Below are 20486 nucleotides of genomic sequence, written 5' to 3'. Positions count from 1 at the left end.
TCGACTGAGACGGCTGGAAACAGATGCGCCCCGAACCGGACTGCCGGTTCGGGGCGCATTTTCTTTGAACTGACGGGGTCGCGCGGACCAGTCCCGCTACCGCAGCTTGACCTCTATCTTCATCATGTCGCCACGATAGATCCCGTTGGCCAGCATGATGATGTCACCGTTCTGGTTGACCACCGTCCGCTGCACGCGGGCAATCGGATCACCGATCGAGATGTTCAGCTGCGAAGCGGTTTCAAGGTCTGCCGCGCCGATGGTGACGATCTGGTTGGCGTTCACCACCGTCTGCCCGGGCAGATCCGCCACCAGCCGCATGGCCGTGACCTTGGTGTAATTCTCTTCCGGTATCAGGTCGCAGATGCGTTCATCGACGTAGACATCGGCCAGCAGAAAGGCCAGGTCGTCACGACTATGCCTGCGCTTGAGATGCCGGTAGGCCGGTGCGGCATTGCCGATATCACCATCATGACGGGGCAGTTGCGCGCCAAGTTCATCGCCCAGGATCTCGATCACCGCGTTGTCGCGCGCGATCAGCAGGCCGGTCCAGTCCGTCTTGACCTCGCACCAGAGATCACGCTTGGGTTGTTCGACGACAAAGGTGCCCTTGGCACGGTAGCGCTCGATCAGGCCTTCCTTTTCGAGGATGTCCAGCGATTGCCGGATCGTCATCGTCGCCACGCCGCATTGATCGGCCAGTTCCTTGACCGTGGGGATCTTTTCCCCCACTTCCCACTCGCCGCTTTCGATCCGCTGACGGAACAGGCTGGCAAGCTGGATGTATCGCGACACGTTGCTCTTTTGCAGCGCCTTCACGGTCGCATTTTCAGACTTCATACCGGCCATCGCGCCCTCTTTGCCACTGTCACACAAGGATAGAGGGAGCTGGACGCTTCTTCAATCAATAAAACTAGTTTTTAGATCAAGCACCGGGCGCGGGAATCATGCCCGCGCCCGGGCCATGTTCAGAATGCCAGGCGGCCCAGGGTGATTTCGTTTTCCCCCTCGCCCTGGTCGTTGACCACCGGGTTCGCGGAGACGGAGGCGCGCGCGGCCATCTCCGCCTCCCAGGCGGCCAGCGCCGGGAAATGATCGCGCCAGCCGCAATCGGGCCAGCGGAAATCCTGCTGGCCCAGCGCACAGATCACCGCCACATGGCCAATCCCGAAACCCGACGCTCTCAGATCCGGAACCTCGGACTCCAGCCGGGCCATCGACGCACGCACCTTGGCCAACCATCCTTCTGTCACCGCTTCCCAAGGGCCGGTTTCACGGGTCAGTTCGGTGCGCCAGAGCAGCAGGATATCGGTCAGCCCGTCGCCCAGAGCCTGCCAGGTCAGCTGGTCCACCCGCGCCGTTGGGTCCACAGGAAACAGGCCGGTCCCGGCCCGGAGGTCGAGGTATTCGCAGATCACGCGGCTGTCGAACAGCGCCTTGCCCTCCTCGGTGACTAGGGTGGGGATCTTGCCCAAAGGGTTGTCCGCCATGACCGCCTCGTTCGGCGGCAGCGGCATGGCCACCACGGACCGCACCTGCTCCACCTGTTCCGTCAGGCCGGTTTCCTCCAACACGATCATGACCTTGCGCACGAAAGGGGAGCGCGGCGACCAATGCAGTTTCATCATCTCAGGCGGCCTCCAACCCGATGGCGATTCCCTGTCCCACGCCGATGCACATGGTGGCAAGCGCGCGTTTCCCCTCGCCCCGCGCCAGTGCGCGGGCGGCGGTTCCGGTGATCCGGGCGCCAGACATGCCCAGAGGATGACCAAGGGCAATGGCCCCGCCGCGTGGGTTCACATGATCCGCGTCATCCGGCAGGCCCAGCCGCCGCAACACCGCCAGCGCCTGCGAGGCGAAGGCCTCGTTCAGTTCCACCAGGTCAAAATCCGCGGGCGTCAGCCCCTGCTGCGCACAGAGTTTTTCCGTCGCGGGTGCGGGCCCCATGCCCATGATGCGTGGCGCGACCCCGGCGGTGGCCCCGCACGTGATCCGCGCCAAGGGCGTCAGCCCGTGGCGTTTCACCCCCGCCTCGGTCGCCAGGATCAGCGCCGCCGCACCATCGTTGACACCAGAGGCATTGCCCGCCGTGACCGACCCGCCTTCACGGAAGGGGGCCGGCAGTTTGCCCAGCTTTTCCAAGGTCGAAGCGCGCGGATGTTCATCCGTGTCAAAGACCAGCGGGTCCCCCCGCCGCTGCGGCACCTGCACCGGGACGATCTCTTCGCCCAGCACGCCCGAGGCGATGGCCGCCGCCGCCCGTTCCTGCGAGCGCAGGGCAAAGGCGTCCTGGTCGACGCGCGAGATACCGAAATCGGCGGCCACGTTCTCGGCCGTTTCGGGCATCGACTCCGTCCCGTAGAGCCGCTGCATCACCGGGTTGATGAAGCGCCAGCCAATTGTCGTATCCTCGACGCTGGTGGCCCGGGAAAAGGCAGAGGTTGCCTTGGGCATGACAAAGGGCGCACGGCTCATGCTTTCGACCCCGCCGGCGATGGCCAGGTCACCCTCGCCCACGGCCAGCCGTCGCCAGGCCGCCAGCACCGCATCCATGCCGGAGCCGCAGAGCCGGTTGATCGTGGTGCCGGACACCGTCTCTGGCAAACCGGCCAGCAAGAGCGACATGCGCGCAACGCTACGGTTGTCCTCGCCCGCCTGGTTGGCGCAGCCATAGATCACGTCCACCACCTCTGCCCAGTCCAGCGCCGGGTGGCGCTCCTGAAGCGCCTTCAACGGCACGGCGCCAAGGTCATCGGCGCGGATACCGGACAGGCTGCCGCCGTAGCGGCCGATGGGTGTTCGGATGTAATCGCAGATATAGACAGGCTGCATCATTGGCCCTCCGTCGGGATGTCGATCTGGTCGAGTGTCCGGGCAACCGGCCCGGCGCGGAAACCATGGCCCACGGCCTGCGCGAGGTCGGCCAGATCGGCCTCCAGCGCCGCGCGGTCCTGCCGGGCCGCCCAATACAGCGGCCCGCCACGCCAGCGGGGAAAGCCATATCCATTGGTCAGCACCACGTCGATGTCCGAGGCCCGCTGCGCGATCCCCTCGTCCAGCAGGCAGGCCGCCTCGTTCACGATGGCCGCCAGCAACTGTCGCTGGATCGTCTCGGCGTCATAGCTGCGCGGGGAAATCCCGGCGTCGGCACGCGCCGCCCCGATCAGGGCGGCAACCTCCGGGTCCGGCACGGGTTTGCCGCCTGAATGATCGTACCAGCCCTTTCCCGTCTTGCGGCCCAGCCGCCCGGCCTCGCAGAGGCGGTCGGGGATGGTGACATAGCGCGCCTTCGGGTCGCGTGTCGCGGCTTGCCGCTTGCGCATGGCCCAGGCGATATCCAGTCCCGACATGTCCGAGACCGCAAAGGGCCCCATCGCAAAGCCGAAAGCCTTGGCGGCGGCATCCACCGCCTCGGGTGCGGCCCCATCCAGAACCAGCAGTTCGGCGCGTCGGCGATAGGCGGCATAGATCCGGTTGCCGACAAAGCCCTCTCCCACGCGGGCCACCACCGGCTGCTTGCCCAGCCTGCGGGCCAGCTTCAGCCCGGTTGCCAGAACGGCCTCCGAGGTAAGTTCGGCGCGGACCACCTCGAGCAGTTTCATCACGTCGGCGGGGCTGAAGAAATGCAGGCCGATCACGCGGTCGGGACGGGACAGGCCCTGCGCCATCTGGTCGATGTCCAGATAGGACGTGTTGGTGGCCAGGATCGCACTGTCTGGCAGATGTTGTTCCAGGCTCGCCAGCAGCGCCGTCTTGACGGCCATGTCTTCAAAGACCGCCTCGATCACCAGGTCGCAGCCCGCCAGGCCCGCGTGGTCCACCGTGCCGGCGAGGGCCGCCTTGCGCCCCTCGGCCACCTCCTGCGACAGGCGCCCCGAGGCCACCTGGCGGTCGATCCCGGCCCTTGTCCGCTCCAGCGCGCTGGACAGCGCCTCCTGATCCCGTTCGACGAGGACCACCGGCAGATCGGCGGCGAGGAAGGCGCGGGCAATCCCCTGCCCCATCGTCCCGCCGCCGACCACACCGACGCGGGTCACGTCGCGGGCCTGCGCCATGTCCAGACCATCGACAGAGGCCGCCTTGCGCTCGGCGAAGAAAAGATGGCGCAGGGCGAAGGCATCCTCGCTCAACCGCAGCCGATGAAAGACCGCGCGTTCCTCGGCAAGCGCCGCATCGGCATCACCACCAGAGGCGCGGACCAGCCGGATCGCCTCGGCCACGTTGGGCCTCTTGCCGCCGCGTGCCAGCATCTTGGTGGCCACGGCATCGATGGCCTCGGGCGTTTCCTCTGGCGGTGTCAGGTTCTTGGCAAGGCGCTTGCCGCGCCCCTCGGCCAGGATGGCAAATGCCGCTTGCAGCAGGTCCCCCTCGGCGATGGCGTCGATCAGCCCGATCTCCTGCGCCTCTTCGGTGGGGATGCGGGAGGCACGACAGATCAGGTCGATGGCGCGGGACTGGCCGACAAGGCGCGGCAGGCGCTGCGTCCCGCCCGCGCCCGGGATGAAGCCCAGCGACACCTCCGGCAAACCGACCTTGGTGCCCGGCGCCGCGATCCGCCAGTCACAGCCCAGGGCCAGTTCCAACCCGCCGCCCAGCGCCACGCCGTGCAAGGCCGCGACCACGGGAAAGGGCGCCGCCTCGATACTGGCGATCATGTCCGGCAGTTCCGGCTGTTCCAGCGGACGGCCGAATTCGCGCAGGTCCGAGCCCGAGATGAACGTCCGGCCCGCGCCGATCAGGACCGCGCCCCGGGCGCCCGCCTCTTGCGCCGCCGCGATGCCGGCAACGACACCGAGGCGCACGCCCAGCGATCCAGCGTTTACCGGCGGATTGTCGATCGTCAGGACGGCGATCCCGTCCTGCATGACGAAAGCGACCCGGCCCCGCGCTGCCGCCGGGTGGTCGGATGTGACCATCGTATTCACGTCTTCTGCCCTTTCGTAGGTCTCAGTCAGGCGTCCCGGCGCGCAGGGCGCGAATCCAGGGCACCATGATTGCCGCCACTCCGGCGGGCTTTTCGTCGGGCAGCGCGTGACTGGCCCCGTCCACGGTCACCAGTTCGACCCGGGGGGCGAACTCGTGCAGGTAGAATTCGCGCCCATCTGCCGGGCGAAACGGGTCCTGCAGGCCGACGACGTCCAGGATCGGCGCGCGGCCCGAGGGCCACCAACTGTCACGGTCGGTCGCTGCACGGGCGGCCCTCTGCGCGCGCACCAGCTCACCGGACCATCCCGACAGCCAGGGGCGCGGGTCGTGCCCCTCGGCGAAGAACCCCAGTTGCAGCGCGGCGAGCCTGTCGGCCTCTGGCGCCTCCGGGTCCATCGCAACCTCGATCGCGCGGGAGAGTTCCGGCGCCCATTTGCCGCCGCCCGCCGCCAGCAGCACGATCCCGTCAACCAGGTCCGGCCGGTCCTGCGCCAGGGTCCGCGCGATCCAGCAACCGTAGGCATGACCGACGATCACCGCACCGCCCGGACCGGCCTCGGCCTGCAGCGCGGCGCCGGCATCGGCGGCCAGGTCGTGAAAGTCGATACCGTCCAGCGCACCCGTGCTGCCGCCCGTGCCGCGCGGCCAGGGCAGGACAACGCGCAGACCGGCCTCCGCCAGATGCGCGGCCAGGTGGGCGAAATCCTCTGGCCCGCGCCCTGTCGAGGCCACGAGGCAGAGTGTCACCGCACTCGGCTCTTCAGAGCCGCAGACCGCGTAGGCGATACGCGCCTCTCCATTCGCAACCGTCTTGATCCGGCCCGGAACGTCCGTCGTCATCACTGCCCTTTCCGTTCTGTCATTTCAGCGTCACGCGCAGGCGCGCGCTGTCACCGCGATAGATGCCCTCGACCGCAAGGAACCGCAGTCCGGCCTCGTCGACCGCGACGCGCACGACCCGCGCCATAGGCTCTCCCAGTCGCACCGACAGTTCGTTTGCCACCGAGAGGTCGGCGCCGGTCACGGTCAGTTCCTGTTCCGCCGCCGCAATCGCCCGCCCCGGCACCGCCGAGGCCATCTGCATCGCGGTCATGGACGCCAGAGCGCCTTCCGGCAGGGCAGCATAGGCGCCCGCCTCGACATAGAGATCCGCCACCAGGAAGGCCGCGCCCTGTCGCCAGTGACGGCGGCGGATGCGGCGATACCTCGGGGCACTGACACCGGGCCAGTCGCCCTCGCTCAGGAAAGCGGGAGGCGGTGAGGGCACATCCTCCAGCACCTCGATCCGGCTGCTGTAGCGCGCGATCAGCAGGCCCGAGAAATCCGTGTTCACGGCGCACCAAGTGTCGCGTTCGGGGCGGCGTCGCACAAAGGTGCCCTTGGCGCGGAACCGCTCGATCAGCCCGTCCTCTTCGAGAATGTCCAGCGCCCGGCGCACCGTCACGGCGGCCACGCCGCAATCGGCGGCAAGTTCGGTGATCGTCGGAATGCGCTGGTCCAGGGCCCATTCGCCCTGTTCGATCCGTCGGCGGAACATGCCCGCCAATTGCAGGTAGCGCGATACCGCGCTCTTGCTCAGGGCCTCGGCGGTCGGGGTGGCAAGGGGGCGCGGCGCGTTCATGTCAGCGCGCGCAGCAACCTGCCCTCCAGCCAGTTGTCCACGTTTTCCACCGCCTCGCGGTAGTAGACGCGATAATTCTCTTGCGTGACGTAGCCGATGTGCGGCGTGGCCAGCACGTTGGTCAGGCGGCGATAGGGGTGGTCGGCAGGCAGCGGCTCCTGATCGAAGACATCCAGCACGGCCCCACCGATCCGTTGGCACTCCAGTGCCGCGATCAGCGCCGCCTCATCCACGATGGGGCCGCGCGAGGTGTTCACCAGAACCGCGTCGGGGCGCATCCGCCCCAGCAGATCCGCGGACACCAGCCCCCGGGTGCCGTCCACCAGGGACAGCTGGATCGTAATGACATCGCTGGAGGCAAAGAGCCCGGGCAGGTCGACCGGTTCGATCCCCAGCGTTTCGGCCCGCGCCTCAAGGTCGCTGCGGGTCCAGCCGCAGACCTCCATCCCGAAGGCCTGGCCAAACCGCGCCATCTGGCGGCCCAGCTTGCCCAGCCCGACAATGCCCAGCCGCTTGTGCTGCAGCGACCGGCCCAGCCCGGTCTGCCAGGGGCCTCCGGCGCGGAAATTCGCGACTTCCTCGGGCAGTTGCCGCATGAAGGCCAACAACCCGCCCCAGGCCAGTTCCGCCGCAGGGTTCCCCGCGGCACCGGTACCGCAGACGGTGATGCCGAGGTCCGCCGCAGCCTGCAGGTCGATGCTGCGATTGCGCATGCCCGTCGTGACCAGCAGCTTGAGCCTCGGCAGCCGGCGCAGCAGGCTTGCCGGGAACGGCGTCCGTTCCCGCATCGCCACGATCACCGTGCAATCCGCCAATGCCCGCGCCACCGCGTCCTCGTCACCCAGGTGGGCATCGTAGCGGCGCAGGTTGATCCGTCCGTCCAGCGCGGACCAGTCGGCGCAGGCAAGGGCCGCGTCCTGATAGTCGTCGAGGATGGCACAGATGGGCAGGTCGGTCATGCTACGCTCCGGGTTCTGGGTGGACGGGCCGACCGGCAAGGGCCGGCCCGCGCGGGGTCACTTGCTGATGCCCTGGGAGACGGCCAGCGCCTTCCACTTGGTCAACTCCTCGTCGACCTGCTGGGCAAAGCCCTCGGGCGTGCTCTGGAACAGGGTCCAGTCCAGCGGGGTGACGGTGGCGACGAACTCGGGGGTCTGCAGGGCCTCGTTCACGTCGGCGTTGATCTTGGCAACGATGGCCGGATCGGTACCGGCGGGGGCGAACATGCCCACCCACTGCTTGATCTCGAGATCCGGAAAGCCCAGTTCCGCGGTCGATGGCACGTCCGGCAATGCGTCGATGCGCTCGTTGCCCAGCACCGCCAGCGCCTTGACCTTGCCGGTCTTGAGGTTCTCACCGGCCGAGCTGATCGAAGAGCCGTAGATGTCGGTTTCCTTGGACAGGATCGACACGACTGCGGGGCCGCCGCCCTTGAAGTGCACCACGTCCACGTCGGCGCCACTGTCTGCGATGAACTTCTCGATGGCGAAATGCGTGGTCGTGCCCAGCCCCGCCGTGGCGGCGAATTTCGGCGCGTCCTTGCTCTGGGCGATGAAGTCCTCAAGCGTGTCGAAGCCGGAGTCTCCGTTGGTCACAAGCACGTAGGAGACGTGGCCGACATTGGCGACAGGCGCAAATGCCTCACGGGAATCGAAGGGCAGAGAGGTCTGGATTGCAGGAGCGGTCACAAAGGCCGAGGTGGTCACCAGCAGCGTATGGCCGTCCGGCTCTGCCTGGGCGACGATGGCCGTGCCCACCATCGACCCGCCGCCGGGGCGGTTGTCGATGACGATCGGCTGACCCCATTTCTCTTCGAGATAGGGGGCAAGGTGGCGGGTGAACACGTCGGTGTTGCCCGAGGGAGAATAGGGAACGATGATCGTCACCGGTCCGGTGGGAAAGTCCTGTGCGGCCAGCGGCTGGGCCAGTCCCAGCGCCACGGCGGCTGCGGTCAGAATGGATTTCATGGGGTCTCCTCCTTGGTTGGATACGTTCGGGTCTTTGCGTCAAGTGGGCCTGTCTGTTGCCTCGGGGGTGTGATCCACCTCGCCCTCGGACAGCAGTTGACGCTTGCGGCTGCGTTCGGCGCTGACGACGCCCCAGATCAGCACGAGGCCGGTCAGCGCCATGATCGTCGCGCTGATGGGACGTTCGAAGAAGGTCATGAAGTCCCCCCGCGACAGCACCATCGCGCGGCGGAAATGCTCTTCCATCAGCGGCCCCAGGACAAAGCCCAGCAACAGCGGCGCACCCGGAAAGTGGAAGATCCGCATCAGGTAGCCCAGCACGCCGAAGGCAAAGACCATCCAGACGTTCAGCGGCGAAAAGCCCGAGGTGAAGGCGCCGATGCAGATGAAGGCCAGCACGGCGGGAAAGAGGATGTGATAGGGGATCGTCAGCATCCGCACCCAAACCCCGATCAGCGGAATGTTGAGCAGAAGCAGGATCAGGTTGCCGACCCAGAAGCTCATGATGAGGCCCCAGAACAGCTCTGGCTGCGAGGAAATCAGGTTCGGCCCCGGCGCGACGCCGTGGATCATCAGCACCCCCAGCATCAGGGCCATCGTGGCACTGCCGGGCACGCCCAGGCTCAGCGTCGGGATGAAGGCGGTCTGGTCGGCGGCATTGTTTGCGGCCTCGGGCGCCATGATCCCCTCGATCGCGCCCTTGCCAAAACGTTCCGGCGTGCGCGAGATCCGCTTTTCGATGGCATAGGACAGGAAGGCGGCAATCGACGGACCGGTGCCCGGAAGCGTTCCGAAGAACGAGCCCATCGAGGACCCGCGCAGCATCGGGAACCAGGACCGGCGCATCTCGTCCCGGCTGGGCTTGATCGCCTTCAGCTTCAGGCTTTCGGGGTCGATGTCGGCGGTCTTGACCCGGCGCACCGACATGATGATCTCGGCCACACCGAAGACCCCCATCGCCAGCGCAATCAGGCTGACGCCCTCCAGCAGGCCCAGGATGCCAAAGCTGAAGCGGACCGTGGCGCTTTGCGTGTCCATGCCGACCAGGCCGATGATGATGCCCAAAACGACCATCGCCAGCCCCTTGATGGCCGAGCCTTCGGAAATGGTCGAGGCCGCCACCAGCCCCATCAGCATCAGGGCGAAATATTCGGCCGATCCGAACTGTAGCGCGTATTCGGCGATGATCGGCGTGAACAGCGTCAGCAGGATGATCCCGAAGGACGCGCCAAAGAACGAGGCCACGGTGGTCATGAACAGGGCAACGCCGCCCCGCCCCTGTTTCGCCATCGGGTAGCCGTCGAGGCAGGTCACGGCATTGGCGGGCGTGCCCGGCAGGTTCAGCAGGATCGAGGCGGTCGAACCGCCGTAGGTGGTGCCGTACCAGATGCCGGCCAGCATGATCAGCGCCGTGGTCGGCTCGAGGTGGAAGGTCAGCGGGAACAGCATCGAGATCGCCGCCAGCACGCCCAGGCCCGGGATCACCCCCACCAGCGTGCCTAGGAGGGCACCGAGAAAGCAGTAGAAGATGTTGGTCAGGCTCAGTGCGACGCTGAAGCCCAGCCCGATATTGCTGAAGAAATCCATCAGAGCGGCCACCGGATCAGAGGAATGGGCAGGCCGAGGCCGACGACGAAGACAAGCGGCGCCATCAGGCACAGCGCAAGGCAAAGCAGCGCAAGGCTGACAGGCCGGATGCGCAGTTCCGCCAGGGACGAGATCACCACGATCGAGACGATGGCCGGGATCAGGCCCGCTGGCGTGATCAGCAGCGCAAAGCTGGCGACGCCGGCCAGGACGAAGAGCGGCGAAAAGACCCTGATGTCCGGGCGTTTGCCGGTGCGGCGCAGCGCCTGCAGCGCCAGCATGATGCCCAGCCCGCCCAGCACGACACCGAGGATCGCCGGGAACATGCCCGGCCCCATGCGCTGCAGGGTGCCCAGCGGGTAGTGCTGGATGGCGACCAGGCTGACGCCCGCGCCCAGCGCAACCAGCAATAGCCCCCCGACCAGATCGGTGTAATCTATCCTGTACATCTGTCTCCCCTCCCGGCGACCGCCCCTCCGGCCGATGCATGCGGTTTGCCCCGGACTGCACATGAGCATGCGAATCCTGAACGCCGCCAATAAAGATAGAAATATAGCTTTTTGTCAAATAGCGTTTTCAAGGAAGCTCTCGCCTGGGTGGCACTTCAGGAAAAATCCATCAATATCAATTTGATAACCCCACACTCAACAGCACATCACCATCGGACGCCACTTATTCTCAACGCTTCCGACGTATCGCACAGACACCGCGCCTGCATGAAGGTTCGACACAAACACGGCCCCCATTGAATCATTTTTATAGCTCTTTATACTCCCACCAAAGACAACACCCATCACGCCCACCACCACGGGCGCCCCGTTCCATCTCTGGAGGAAAGCGATGCGCATCTCCCCGGCGCTGCCGGTGCTCTTTCTTGCCGCGACCGCCGCGGGCTACCTGATGTCCCTGCTCGGCGCGCCGCTCCCCTGGATGATCGGCCCGCTTGTCCTGACGGCGGCTGCAACGGCATCGGGACTGTTCACCGAACGGGTGCCGACCCGGATCCGGCCCTTCGGACAGATCACCGTCGCCACTTTCGTCGGCGCGCATTTCACGCCCGAGGCGCTGCACGCGCTCCTGGCCACCGCGCCCCTGCTGATTGCCGTCAGCCTCTGGGTGTTAATGGCGGCGATGCTGGTCGCCCGGCTGCAACGGCGGCTCTTTGGAGGCAGCCTGGTGGCCAATTTCCTCGCCGTCGTGCCGACCTCGCCGGTCGAGGCCGTGGTCATGGCCGAACACCACGGGGTGCCGACCGCCCCCGTCATCCTGTCGCAAACCCTGCGCATCGCGCTGGTGGTCACGGTCATCCCGATCCTGCTGTACGCCGGGACGGACGGCCCTGCCCCGTCCCCGGAGGCATTGCGCCGGGACGGCCTGACCGGCGCCGCGCTGACGCTGGCGGGCGCCCTGCTGGGACCAGTGCTCTTTCGCGCCATCCGCCTGGCCAACCCCTACTTCCTTGGCCCGCTCTTCATGGCGGCACTGATTTCCTCGCTGGACCTGCCCGCCTTCGACATGCCCGGACCGCTGCTGGCCGCCGCGCAGATCGTGCTGGGCACCTGGCTGGGCGGGGCCTTTCGGCGCGAGCTGCTGGGCGGCCCGCTTCTGGGGTCCGCGCTTTTGTCCTCGGGCCTGCTGCTGGCGACCTGCGGCCTGGGCGCCTGGGCGCTGTCGCGGGTCTTTGGCGCGCCCTTTGCCACGGTCATGCTGGGCATCGCGCCCGGGGGCGTGACCGAAATGGCCCTGACCGCCGGCATCCTGGCCCAGGACGTGGCGCTGGTCACGGCCATGCACCTCACCCGCATCTTCGTCATCATGCCCAACGCGGGCTGGATCGCGCGGCTTTCGAACCGCGCCGATGCCTCTGCCCGCCGCGACACCGGGCGCTGACCCGGAAAAGGAGACCCCAATGCCCCGAGCCTTTGACGGCCTGCGCGTCATCGACGCGACCCATGTGCTTGCCGGCCCCTTCGCCTCGTACCAACTGGCCGTTCTGGGCGCCGACGTCATCAAGATCGATCGCCCGGACGACCCAGACCAGGTGCGCATCCAGGGCCCCGACAGGGCGCTGAACGACGCGGGCATGGGCACAACCTACCTGGCACAAGGCGCCAACAAGCGGTCCCTTGCGCTTGATCTCAAGACAGAGGACGGGCGCGCAGCCCTGCGCGTCCTTCTGAAGACGGCGGATGTCTTCGTGCAGAACTACCGGCCCGGCGCGCTGGAGACCCTGGGGCTGGGCTATAACGACATGGCGGCGCTGAATCCGCGGCTGGTCTACTGCTCTGTCTCGGCCTTCGGACACGATGGCCCACGGCGCGAGGAAACCGGCTATGACAACGTGTTCCAGGCGATTTCCGGCCTGATGGCCGCAACGGGCACACCCGAGGTCGCACCGCTCAAGACCGGGGCGCCGGTGGTGGACTATTCGACCGGCTACATGACCGCCTTCGCGATCGCCGCCGCCCTGTTCCAGCGCAGCCAGACCGGGGTCGGCCAGCATGTCGACCTGGCCATGTTCGACGCCACGCTGATGCTGATGAGCACCCATGTCACCGCCCTGACCGCCGCCGGCAAGGCGCCCCGCCCCGAGGGCAACCGCTATGCCGTGGCGGGCCTGGGCACCTATGATTGCGCCGAGGGCAAGCTGATGCTGGGCGCCGCCAACCTGCGACAGCAGAAACGCCTGTGGGAGGCATTGGGCCACCCCGAGATGGTCAAGCACTCGAACAACGAACGCTTTGACGACTACGACCGCGAAGAGGCGCTGCTGGCGCGCATCCTCGCCACGCGCAGCGCCGCCGAGTGGGAGGTATTTCTGCGTGACCATCGCGTTCCCGCTGGCCGCGTGCGCGGGCTGGACGAGGCCCTGGCCGATCCGCAGCTGGATCATCGCGGCGTTCTGCACGAGCTGGACGCCCCCGAGGGACGCGAGGGAACCTACAAGGTGCCGGTCGCGCCCTTCCTGATGTCTGCCGGAAATCCCGCCATCGACCGCGCCCCCCCGCGCATCGGAGAGCATTCCGCCGAAGTGCTGGCCGAGGCGGGCTTTGATGCTGACAGGATCGCGCGGATGTTCGAAAGCGGAGCGGCGGCGAAACCTGGGTGACTGGGACAGCGCCCCCGGATTGCACCCGGCCTGGACAAACGAAGGGGCGGCACTGGCCGCCCCGCTATTCTCATTTCTTCTTCATCGCCGCCAGCAGGGCATCGCCCAGAGCGCCCTGTCCCCCGGACTTGCCCCCGGATTGACCACCCGACTGGCCACCGCCTTGACGGCCGCCATGCTTGGGCGGGCGCCCCTTGCCACCGGCGCCGGCGGTCTTGCCCTTTGGCCCGGAGTCGCGACCGGAAGCCTGTCGATCCCCCCCGTCCTTGCGCATCGACAAGCCGATCCGCTTGCGCGGAATATCCACCTCCGTCACGCGTACACGCACCACGTCCCCGGCCTTGACCACCTCGTGCGGGTCCTTGACGAAACGGTCTGCCAGTTGGCTGACATGCACCAGACCGTCCTGGTGCACACCCACGTCGACAAAGGCGCCAAAGGCCGCGACATTCGTCACCGTCCCTTCCAGCATCATGCCCGGCTTGAGGTCCTTGATGTCCTCGACCCCGTCGGCAAAGCTGGCGGTCTTGAACTCGGGGCGCGGGTCGCGGCCCGGTTTTTCCAGTTCCGACAGGATGTCCCGCACGGTCGGCAGGCCAAAGGTGTCGTCGACGAAATCCTCGGCTCGCAGGCCACGCAGGGCGGTGGGTTGACCCATGATCGAACGGATGTCCCGCCCGCAGGCCGACACGATCCGGCGCGCCACGTCGTAGGCCTCGGGGTGGACCGAAGAGGCATCCAGCGGCTCTTCCCCTTCGCGGATGCGCAGGAAGCCCGCACATTGTTCAAACGCCTTGGGGCCAAGGCCCGACACCTTGAGCAGCGCCTTGCGCGAAGGGAATGCCCCTGTCGCGTCACGATGTGCCACGATGGCCTCTGCCAGGCGCGGACCCAGGCCGGCCACATGCGCCAGCAAGGGTGCCGAGGCGATGTTCAGATCGACCCCGACGGCGTTCACCGCGTCCTCGACCACCGCCTCCAGCGCCTGCGCCAGGCGGCGCTGGTCGACATCGTGCTGATACTGGCCCACGCCGATGCTTTCGGGCGTGATCTTGACCAGTTCGGCCAGCGGATCCTGCAGGCGCCGGGCGATGGACACCGCCCCGCGCAGGGAGACGTCGAGATCGGGAAACTCTTTCGCGGCCAGTTCCGAGGCCGAGTAGACAGAGGCGCCGGCCTCCGACACGACGACCTTTGTGGGCTTCGGTCCCTCGATCAGTTTCAGCGTGTCGGCCACCATGCGCTCGGTCTCGCGGCTGGCGGTGCCGTTGCCGATGGCGATCAGCTCGACCCCGTGCTTCTTGACCATGCGGGCAATCGCCTCTTGCGCGCCGCGCAGGTCCATCCGCGGCTGGAAAGGGTAGAGCGTCGCCGTCTCGACCAGCTTGCCGGTGGCATCGACCACGGCCGCCTTGACCCCCGTCCGGATGCCCGGGTCCAGGCCCAGCGTCGGGCGGTTGCCCGCAGGCGCGGCCAGCAGCAGGTCCTTGAGGTTGCGGGCAAAGACGCCAATCGCCTCTTCGTGCGCGCGACGGCGCAGGTCGGTCAGCAGGTCGACATACATCGACAGCGACAGCTTGACCCGCCAGGTCCAGCCAGCAGCCGTGCGCAGCCACTGGTCGCCCGGACCGTCGCCGGGAATGCCGATGGCGGTGCAGACGATGCCGACGGCGCGGGTCGCGCCCTCTTCGCCCTCGGGCGCGATCTCGATGGTCACCACTTCTTCCTTGGCCGCGCGCAGGATGGCCAGCGCCCGGTGACCGGGGATCTTGGCCCAGCTTTCGCGGTGGTCGAAGTAGTCGCTGAACTTGGCGCCGGCCTCTTCCTTGCCCGGCTGCACCCGCGCCGTGATGACCGCCTCGCGCATCATGTAGTCGCGCAGCCGCCCCAGCAGGTCGGCGTTCTCGGTCAGCTCTTCGGCCAGGATGTCGCGCGCACCTTCCAGCGCGGCCTTGACCGTCTCGACCGCCTCGCCGGTATAGCCCTCGGCCAGCTTGGCCGGGTCCGCGTCCCGGTTTTCCTCGATCGCGCGCAACAGCGGCTCCAACCCGTTTTCACGGGCGATCATCGCCTTGGTGCGCCGCTTGGGCTTGTAGGGCAGATAGATGTCTTCCAGCGTCGCCTTCGTGTCGGCCTGCGCAATGGCGCGGGCCAGGTCGTCGGTCAGCTTGCCCTGCCCCTTGATCGAATCGAGGATCGTTGCGCGCCGTGCCTCCATCTCGCGCAGATAGGTCAGGCGGTCGGCCAGGGTGCGCAGCTGGGTGTCGTCGAGGCCGCCGGTCACCTCCTTGCGGTAGCGGGCGACGAAGGGCACCGTCGCCCCTTCGTCCAGCAGCCCGACCGCTGCGGTGACCTGTGCCGCGCTGGCAGCGATCTCGGTGGCGATGGTGCGGGCGATGCGGTCGGCGGTGGTGCTCACGTGCGTCCTCCAAGTCTGCGGTACGCCGTCTTAGCCAAGCGCGCGGGCTTCGCCAAGGGTGATCGCCGCGCGCGGCCAAGATCGCGGTTTTTCGCCGGACCGGGTCAGGGCGCCGTGAGGTAGTCGGCCGAGACATAGCCCGTGACCGCGGGCGCATCGGCAAGCGAGACCCGGCACCAAAGCTGCCCCAGTTCGGTCACGCAATCGCGGCGCACCAGCACGGTTCCGTCCGGCAGGCCCAGCTTGACCTTATAGCCCAACCCCGGCCCGTAGCGCAGTTTCAACAGCTCGTCCGGGCCTGCGCCCTTGACCACGGTGCGTCCGCCCGTCACGCCACTGCAACTGGCGGCCAGCAAAAGGGCGCCAAATATCGCGAGTTTCTGTCTGCTCATGTTCCGGCCTCTGTCGTTTCTTGTTTTTCCCTCCTTGCCGTGTCCGGCAGGGGGTCGCAACAGGATCACGCTTTTTCAGGCCGGGGTCGAGTCCCCCATGCCCTCGCCGGGCGGCGGCCTCAGGCGGCCGCCGCTTTTGCCTCCTTCCGGGCCCGCGCGTCGGCCTTTCGCGCGCGCGGAAAGAAGCTGTAGTAGAACACCGGCGCCGCGACCAGCGTCAGGACAGAGGCAAAGCCGAGGCCGCCCATGATCGTCACCGCCATCGAGGCAAAGAAGGCGTCCGACAGCAGCGGAATCATGCCCAGGATCGTCGTCGCGGCGGCCAGGACCACCGGCCGCAGACGCGAGGTGGAGGCATCCAGGACCGCCTTGCGGAACGGCACGCCCTCGGCCCGGACCAGGTCGATCTCCTCGACCAGGACGATACCGTTCTTGATCAGCATGCCCGACAGGCTGAGCAGGCCCAGAAGCGCGGTGAAGGAGAACGGCAGACCGGTGCCCAACAGGCCCAGCGCAACGCCGTTCACGCTCATCGGGACCAGCAGCCAGATGATGACCGGCTGGCGGATCGTTCCGAACAGCAAGACGGAAATCAGCACCATGATGATCAGGGACAGCGGCAACTGCTTGCCCAGAGAGGACTGTGCCTCGGTCGAGCTTTCGTATTCCCCGCCCCACTCCAGGATATAGCCCTCTGGCAGTTCGATGGCCTCGACTGCACCACGCACCTGGGCAAAGACGCTGGAGGCGTTCACTCCCGCCGGCACACCCGCCTGGACAGAAATCGTCGGCACCCGGTCGCGCCGCACCAGGAAGGTGTTCTGCGCTTCCCAGGCGAAGCCATCGGTGATCTGCGCCACCGGGATATAGGTCCCTGCCGCCGCCGAATAGACCGGCAGGTCGACAAGGTGGCCCGCGCCTTCGCTCTGCGCCGTGTCGGTGCGCATGATGATGGGGATCAGGCGGTCCGCCTCGCGGTAATGGCCGACCTGCAGGCCGTCGGTGCCCAGCGTCAGCGCCTGTGCCAGGGCTTCGCGGGTGACGCCCGCAGCCTTGGCCCGTTCGTCGGCAAAGCGTGGCACGATCACCAGTTCCCGTTCACGCCAGTCCGTCCGCAGATCCTGCAACTGGTCGGATGCCCCAAGCAGCGCGGCCTCTGCCTGTTCCGCCAGTTGACGCAGCACCACCGGGTCCGGCCCCGAAAAGCGCGCCGCGATGGGCGCGCCGCCGCCGGGACCAAAGGCCAGCCGTTCGGTGCGGAACTCGCCCGAGGTCAGCGTGCTGCGGCCAAAGGTTTCCAGATCGGCCCGCAATTGCGGGATCTGCTCAAGGCTCTCGGCCCGGATTATCAGGTGGCCGTAGGTCGGCAGGGCCTCTTCGGGGGCATAAGTCAGCATGAAGCGCGTCGCGCCACCGCCGATGAAGGTCGCGACCGAGGTGACATCGTCACGTTCCGCCAGCCAGTTTTCCAGCAGGGTCATGTCGTCGGACACCTGGTGGATGCTCGATCCCTGCGGCAGCTTGTAATGGACGTAGAACAGCGGCGTGTTCGAGTCCGGGAAGAACTGTTGCTTGACCTGGCCAAAGCCGATGTAACACAGGACGGTCACACCGATCAGCGCCAGGATCACCAGGTGGCGCAGGGTCAGCGCCGCAGACAGAACCGCCCGGTAGGCCCGGAACAGCGGCCCGCCGTAGTGGTCCGCATCGTCCCCCGATCCGACCTTGAAGAAGTAATGCGCCAAGAGCGGCGTCGCCGTGATCGCCAGGATCCAGGACAGCAGCAGCGAAATCCCGATCACCGCAAACAGCGAGAACAGGAATTCCCCGGTCGCGTCCGGCGACAATCCGATCCCGGCAAAGGCCATGATGCCGATCACGGTCGCGCCCAGCAGAGGGGTCTGGGTTTTCTTGGCAACGTCCTCGGCGGCATCGCGGGCGGATTTGCCCTTGGCCATGTCGCCCTGCATGCCCTCGGCCACGACGATGGCGTTGTCCACCAGCATCCCCATCGCGATGATCAGCGCCCCCAGCGAAATCCGCTCCATCTCGATCCCGAAGATCGCCATCAGGAACACCGTGCCCACGACGGTCAACAGCAGCGTCGCGCCGACGACCACGGCCGCCCGCCATCCCATGAAAAGCGCCAGCACAATGACCACGATGGCCACCGACATCGCCAGGTTCAGCAAAAAGGCGTTCGAGGCCTCGTCAACCACGACATGCTGTTGATAGATCGGGTGCAGTTCGACCCCGGCGGGCACGTCGCGCATGATCTCGGCCAGCCGCGCGTCCACGCTTTTGCCGACTTCGACGATGTTCAGAGCGGCCTTGCCCGCAACACCCAGCGTAAAGGCTTCCTGTCCCTGGAAGCGGATGATCTCGTTGGGGTCGGTGACGCGCGACCGCGTGACCGTCGCGATGTCCAGAAGGTCGATCACGTCGCCGCCGACGCCGATGGTCAGGTTGGCGATGTCCAGGACCGTGTCGCTGCCGCCGGGCGCCTGCAGGCGGACCTCCTGCGCCGGGTAGGACACGCTGCCCGCCGGGGTGCGGGTGTCGGTGCTGGACAATGCCGCGCCGATGCTGTCCGGCGCGATCCCCAGGTTGGTGACGATGGAGGTGCGCGCATCGACGTAGATCGCCTCGGACGGCAATCCGGCCACGGCCACGTCGGCCACCCCGTCCACCGCCAGCAGTTCGCGGCGCAGGTATTCCGAGATCTCATGCACTTCGGCATCGGTGAACCCCGGCGCCGTCACCGCGTAGAACACGCCGAACACGTCGCCGAAAGTGTCGTTGACGATAGGCTGCCCCGCTTCGGGCGGCAGGCTGCGCCGGGCATCCTCGACCCGGTTGCGCAGCTTGGTCCAGATGGCGGGCAGTTCGGTGCCGTCGTAGGTGGATTCGATATTGACCGAGATCCGGCTGACACCCGGCTTGTTGGACGAGGTGATGAAGTCGATCTCGCCCATCTTCTGGATCTCGGACTCGATGGGTTCCGAGACCTCGCGCGCCACCTGCTCGGCGGAAGCGCCGGGGTATTGCGTGATGATGATGGCGTTCTTGATCGTGAAGGCGGGATCTTCGAGACGGCCGATCGTGGAGAAGCCCCAGATGCCGCCCAGTAGACAGCCCAGCATGAGGATCCAGGTGATCAGCGCCTTGTCGATGGAGGCGCGCGCGATGGACATGGGCTTACTCTCCGATCCGGGTGAAGGGGCGCACGGACTGGCCGTCGCGCAACTGCGACGCGCCGGTCATGACGATCTTCGTCCCGTCGGCGGGTCCGTCCATCATGTAGAGCTTGCCGTCGTCATGCAGTTCGATCCTGACCGGGGTGCGCCGCACCGTGCCATCCCGAAAGACCATGACAGAGGCCTTGCCGGCCGCATCGTAGACCAGCGCCGTGGCGGGCAGGATCACGCCGTCTGGCGCGGCACCTTCGAGCGTTGCAAAGACGGTCACGGATGCGCCTGGAAAGACGAAATCGCCGGGGCTTTCGGCAAAGCCAAGGGTGATACGGTAAGTCTGGCCGACACTGGATGTTTCCGTCTCGAACTCGCGCATTTCCAGCGGGTACATGGCGTTGTCCCCGGGGAATTGCGCAACAAAGGTCACGTCCGCCTTGTCACCTGCCTGACGAAACAGCACCTCCGGCACCTGGATGTCGACGCGCAGTTCCGAGACATCGTGCAGCCGGACCACAGGCGTTCCCGGAGAGACCGTCTGGAAATTCGCCACCAGCCGCCGCGCGACAAGCGCGTCAAACGGCGCCTTCAGGGTGGCATGTTCCAGGTCATCCTGAGCGCTTTCCAGCGCGATCTCGGCCAGGCGCAGCTGGGTTTCTGCATCGCGGACCTGGACGGCGGACACCGCCTGCCCGCTCAGGCTCTCAAAGCGTTCCGCGTCCCGCTGCGCCTTGTCGTAATTTACCTGCGCCTGCGCCACGGCCCGCTCGTAGCCGGATATATCCAGTTGCGCGACCAGCTCGCCTTTCGGCTTGGACGTGCCTTCTTCGGCTTCGAGGATCTCGAGCTGCCCCCCCACCTGAAAGGCAAGATCGACGGTCTGGCGCGCCGTCACCTGGCCAAAGAACTGGCGGCGTTGCACGACCGGGCGCGACGACAGCTCCATCAGCTTGACGGGTTTCGGCGTGTCGGGAACAGCCTGATCCTGGGCCGCAGCGGCGATGGGAAGGATCAGGGCAACGAAGGCAAGAACGGAAACAAGGTGGCGCATGGTGCTTTTTTCTGTCGAAAGGATGGGCAGGCTGCCTGCAGGTAGGCGACAGGACCGAAAAAAGCAAACCGTTTAGTTCAGTTTTTGGCAAAAGGAGGCGCGCGCCGCAGGAAAACGCGTCACCAAGATGCATTTTTTGATTTCACCGGCCCGCGCAAAGCGCCCAGTTCGAATCGACAGCGTGCAGCAGGCACGCGCACCGGGACAGCAAGGGCTTGCCCGC

General features: G+C 66.8%; 16 protein-coding genes. 2 read left to right on the top strand and 14 right to left on the bottom strand.

The window, feature by feature from the left end:
- Positions 1-96: 96 nt before the first annotated feature.
- From BLQ71_RS20010 to BLQ71_RS19965, 10 genes are all read right to left on the bottom strand, one after another.
- Positions 97-849: a GntR family transcriptional regulator gene (locus tag BLQ71_RS20010; RefSeq protein WP_043144821.1), complete on the bottom strand. Its 753-nt coding sequence runs from the start codon at positions 847-849 to the stop codon at positions 97-99.
- A 119-nt stretch (positions 850-968) separates the two neighbouring features.
- Positions 969-1628, bottom strand: coding sequence for a glutathione S-transferase family protein (locus BLQ71_RS20005; protein ID WP_229754925.1), 660 nt, complete (start codon positions 1626-1628; stop codon positions 969-971).
- Between the two features lies 1 nt (position 1629).
- Positions 1630-2832: a 3-oxoadipyl-CoA thiolase gene (gene pcaF / locus BLQ71_RS20000; RefSeq protein WP_074623049.1), complete on the bottom strand. Its 1203-nt coding sequence runs from the start codon at positions 2830-2832 to the stop codon at positions 1630-1632.
- Positions 2832-4916 (bottom strand): 3-hydroxyacyl-CoA dehydrogenase NAD-binding domain-containing protein, encoded by a 2085-nt coding sequence (locus tag BLQ71_RS19995; protein ID WP_162846284.1) that lies wholly within the window; start codon positions 4914-4916, stop codon positions 2832-2834. Before BLQ71_RS19995 ends, pcaF begins: the two co-directional genes overlap by 1 nt.
- 31 nt (positions 4917-4947) lie before the next feature.
- Positions 4948-5766 (bottom strand): alpha/beta fold hydrolase, encoded by an 819-nt coding sequence (locus BLQ71_RS19990; protein ID WP_074622997.1) that lies wholly within the window; start codon positions 5764-5766, stop codon positions 4948-4950.
- A 19-nt stretch (positions 5767-5785) separates the two neighbouring features.
- Complete coding sequence (locus BLQ71_RS19985; protein WP_074622996.1) at positions 5786-6547, bottom strand: GntR family transcriptional regulator; 762 nt, start codon at positions 6545-6547, stop codon at positions 5786-5788.
- Positions 6544-7506, bottom strand: coding sequence for a D-2-hydroxyacid dehydrogenase family protein (locus BLQ71_RS19980; protein ID WP_074622995.1), 963 nt, complete (start codon positions 7504-7506; stop codon positions 6544-6546). The genes BLQ71_RS19985 and BLQ71_RS19980 overlap by 4 nt, the downstream gene beginning before the upstream one ends.
- Positions 7507-7563: 57 nt before the next feature.
- Complete coding sequence (locus BLQ71_RS19975) at positions 7564-8514, bottom strand: Bug family tripartite tricarboxylate transporter substrate binding protein (RefSeq protein WP_074622994.1); 951 nt, start codon at positions 8512-8514, stop codon at positions 7564-7566.
- Between the two features lie 39 nt (positions 8515-8553).
- On the bottom strand, positions 8554-10101 hold the full coding sequence (locus BLQ71_RS19970) for a tripartite tricarboxylate transporter permease (protein ID WP_074622993.1): 1548 nt from the start codon (positions 10099-10101) through the stop codon (positions 8554-8556).
- Positions 10101-10550: a tripartite tricarboxylate transporter TctB family protein gene (locus tag BLQ71_RS19965; protein ID WP_074622992.1), complete on the bottom strand. Its 450-nt coding sequence runs from the start codon at positions 10548-10550 to the stop codon at positions 10101-10103. The genes BLQ71_RS19970 and BLQ71_RS19965 overlap by 1 nt, the downstream gene beginning before the upstream one ends.
- 391 nt (positions 10551-10941) lie before the next feature.
- Between BLQ71_RS19965 and BLQ71_RS19960 the strand changes: the two genes are divergently transcribed.
- Complete coding sequence (locus BLQ71_RS19960) at positions 10942-11991, top strand: AbrB family transcriptional regulator (protein WP_074622991.1); 1050 nt, start codon at positions 10942-10944, stop codon at positions 11989-11991.
- A gap of 19 nt (positions 11992-12010) precedes the next feature.
- Positions 12011-13210: a CaiB/BaiF CoA transferase family protein gene (locus tag BLQ71_RS19955; protein ID WP_074622990.1), complete on the top strand. Its 1200-nt coding sequence runs from the start codon at positions 12011-12013 to the stop codon at positions 13208-13210.
- Between the two features lie 70 nt (positions 13211-13280).
- Here the strand turns inward: BLQ71_RS19955 and BLQ71_RS19950 are convergent, their stop codons facing one another.
- The 4 genes from BLQ71_RS19950 to BLQ71_RS19935 form a co-directional block, all read right to left on the bottom strand.
- Complete coding sequence (locus BLQ71_RS19950; RefSeq protein ID WP_074622989.1) at positions 13281-15629, bottom strand: Tex family protein; 2349 nt, start codon at positions 15627-15629, stop codon at positions 13281-13283.
- 104 nt (positions 15630-15733) lie between these two features.
- Positions 15734-16021 carry an SH3 domain-containing protein gene (locus tag BLQ71_RS19945; protein ID WP_074622988.1) on the bottom strand — a complete coding sequence of 96 codons (288 nt, stop codon included), beginning with the start codon at positions 16019-16021 and terminating at the stop codon, positions 15734-15736.
- A gap of 119 nt (positions 16022-16140) precedes the next feature.
- Positions 16141-19215 (bottom strand): efflux RND transporter permease subunit, encoded by a 3075-nt coding sequence (locus BLQ71_RS19940; RefSeq protein WP_074622987.1) that lies wholly within the window; start codon positions 19213-19215, stop codon positions 16141-16143.
- Positions 19216-19219: 4 nt separating this feature from the next.
- Complete coding sequence (locus BLQ71_RS19935; protein WP_074622986.1) at positions 19220-20263, bottom strand: efflux RND transporter periplasmic adaptor subunit; 1044 nt, start codon at positions 20261-20263, stop codon at positions 19220-19222.
- Between the last annotated feature and the right edge of the window lie 223 nt (positions 20264-20486).

Origin of the sequence: Antarctobacter albus (assembly GCF_900101505.1) — a bacterium.
In the GTDB taxonomy this organism is placed as follows: domain Bacteria; phylum Pseudomonadota; class Alphaproteobacteria; order Rhodobacterales; family Rhodobacteraceae; genus Antarctobacter; species Antarctobacter albus.
This window is presented reverse-complemented; position numbering and strand designations above follow the sequence as displayed.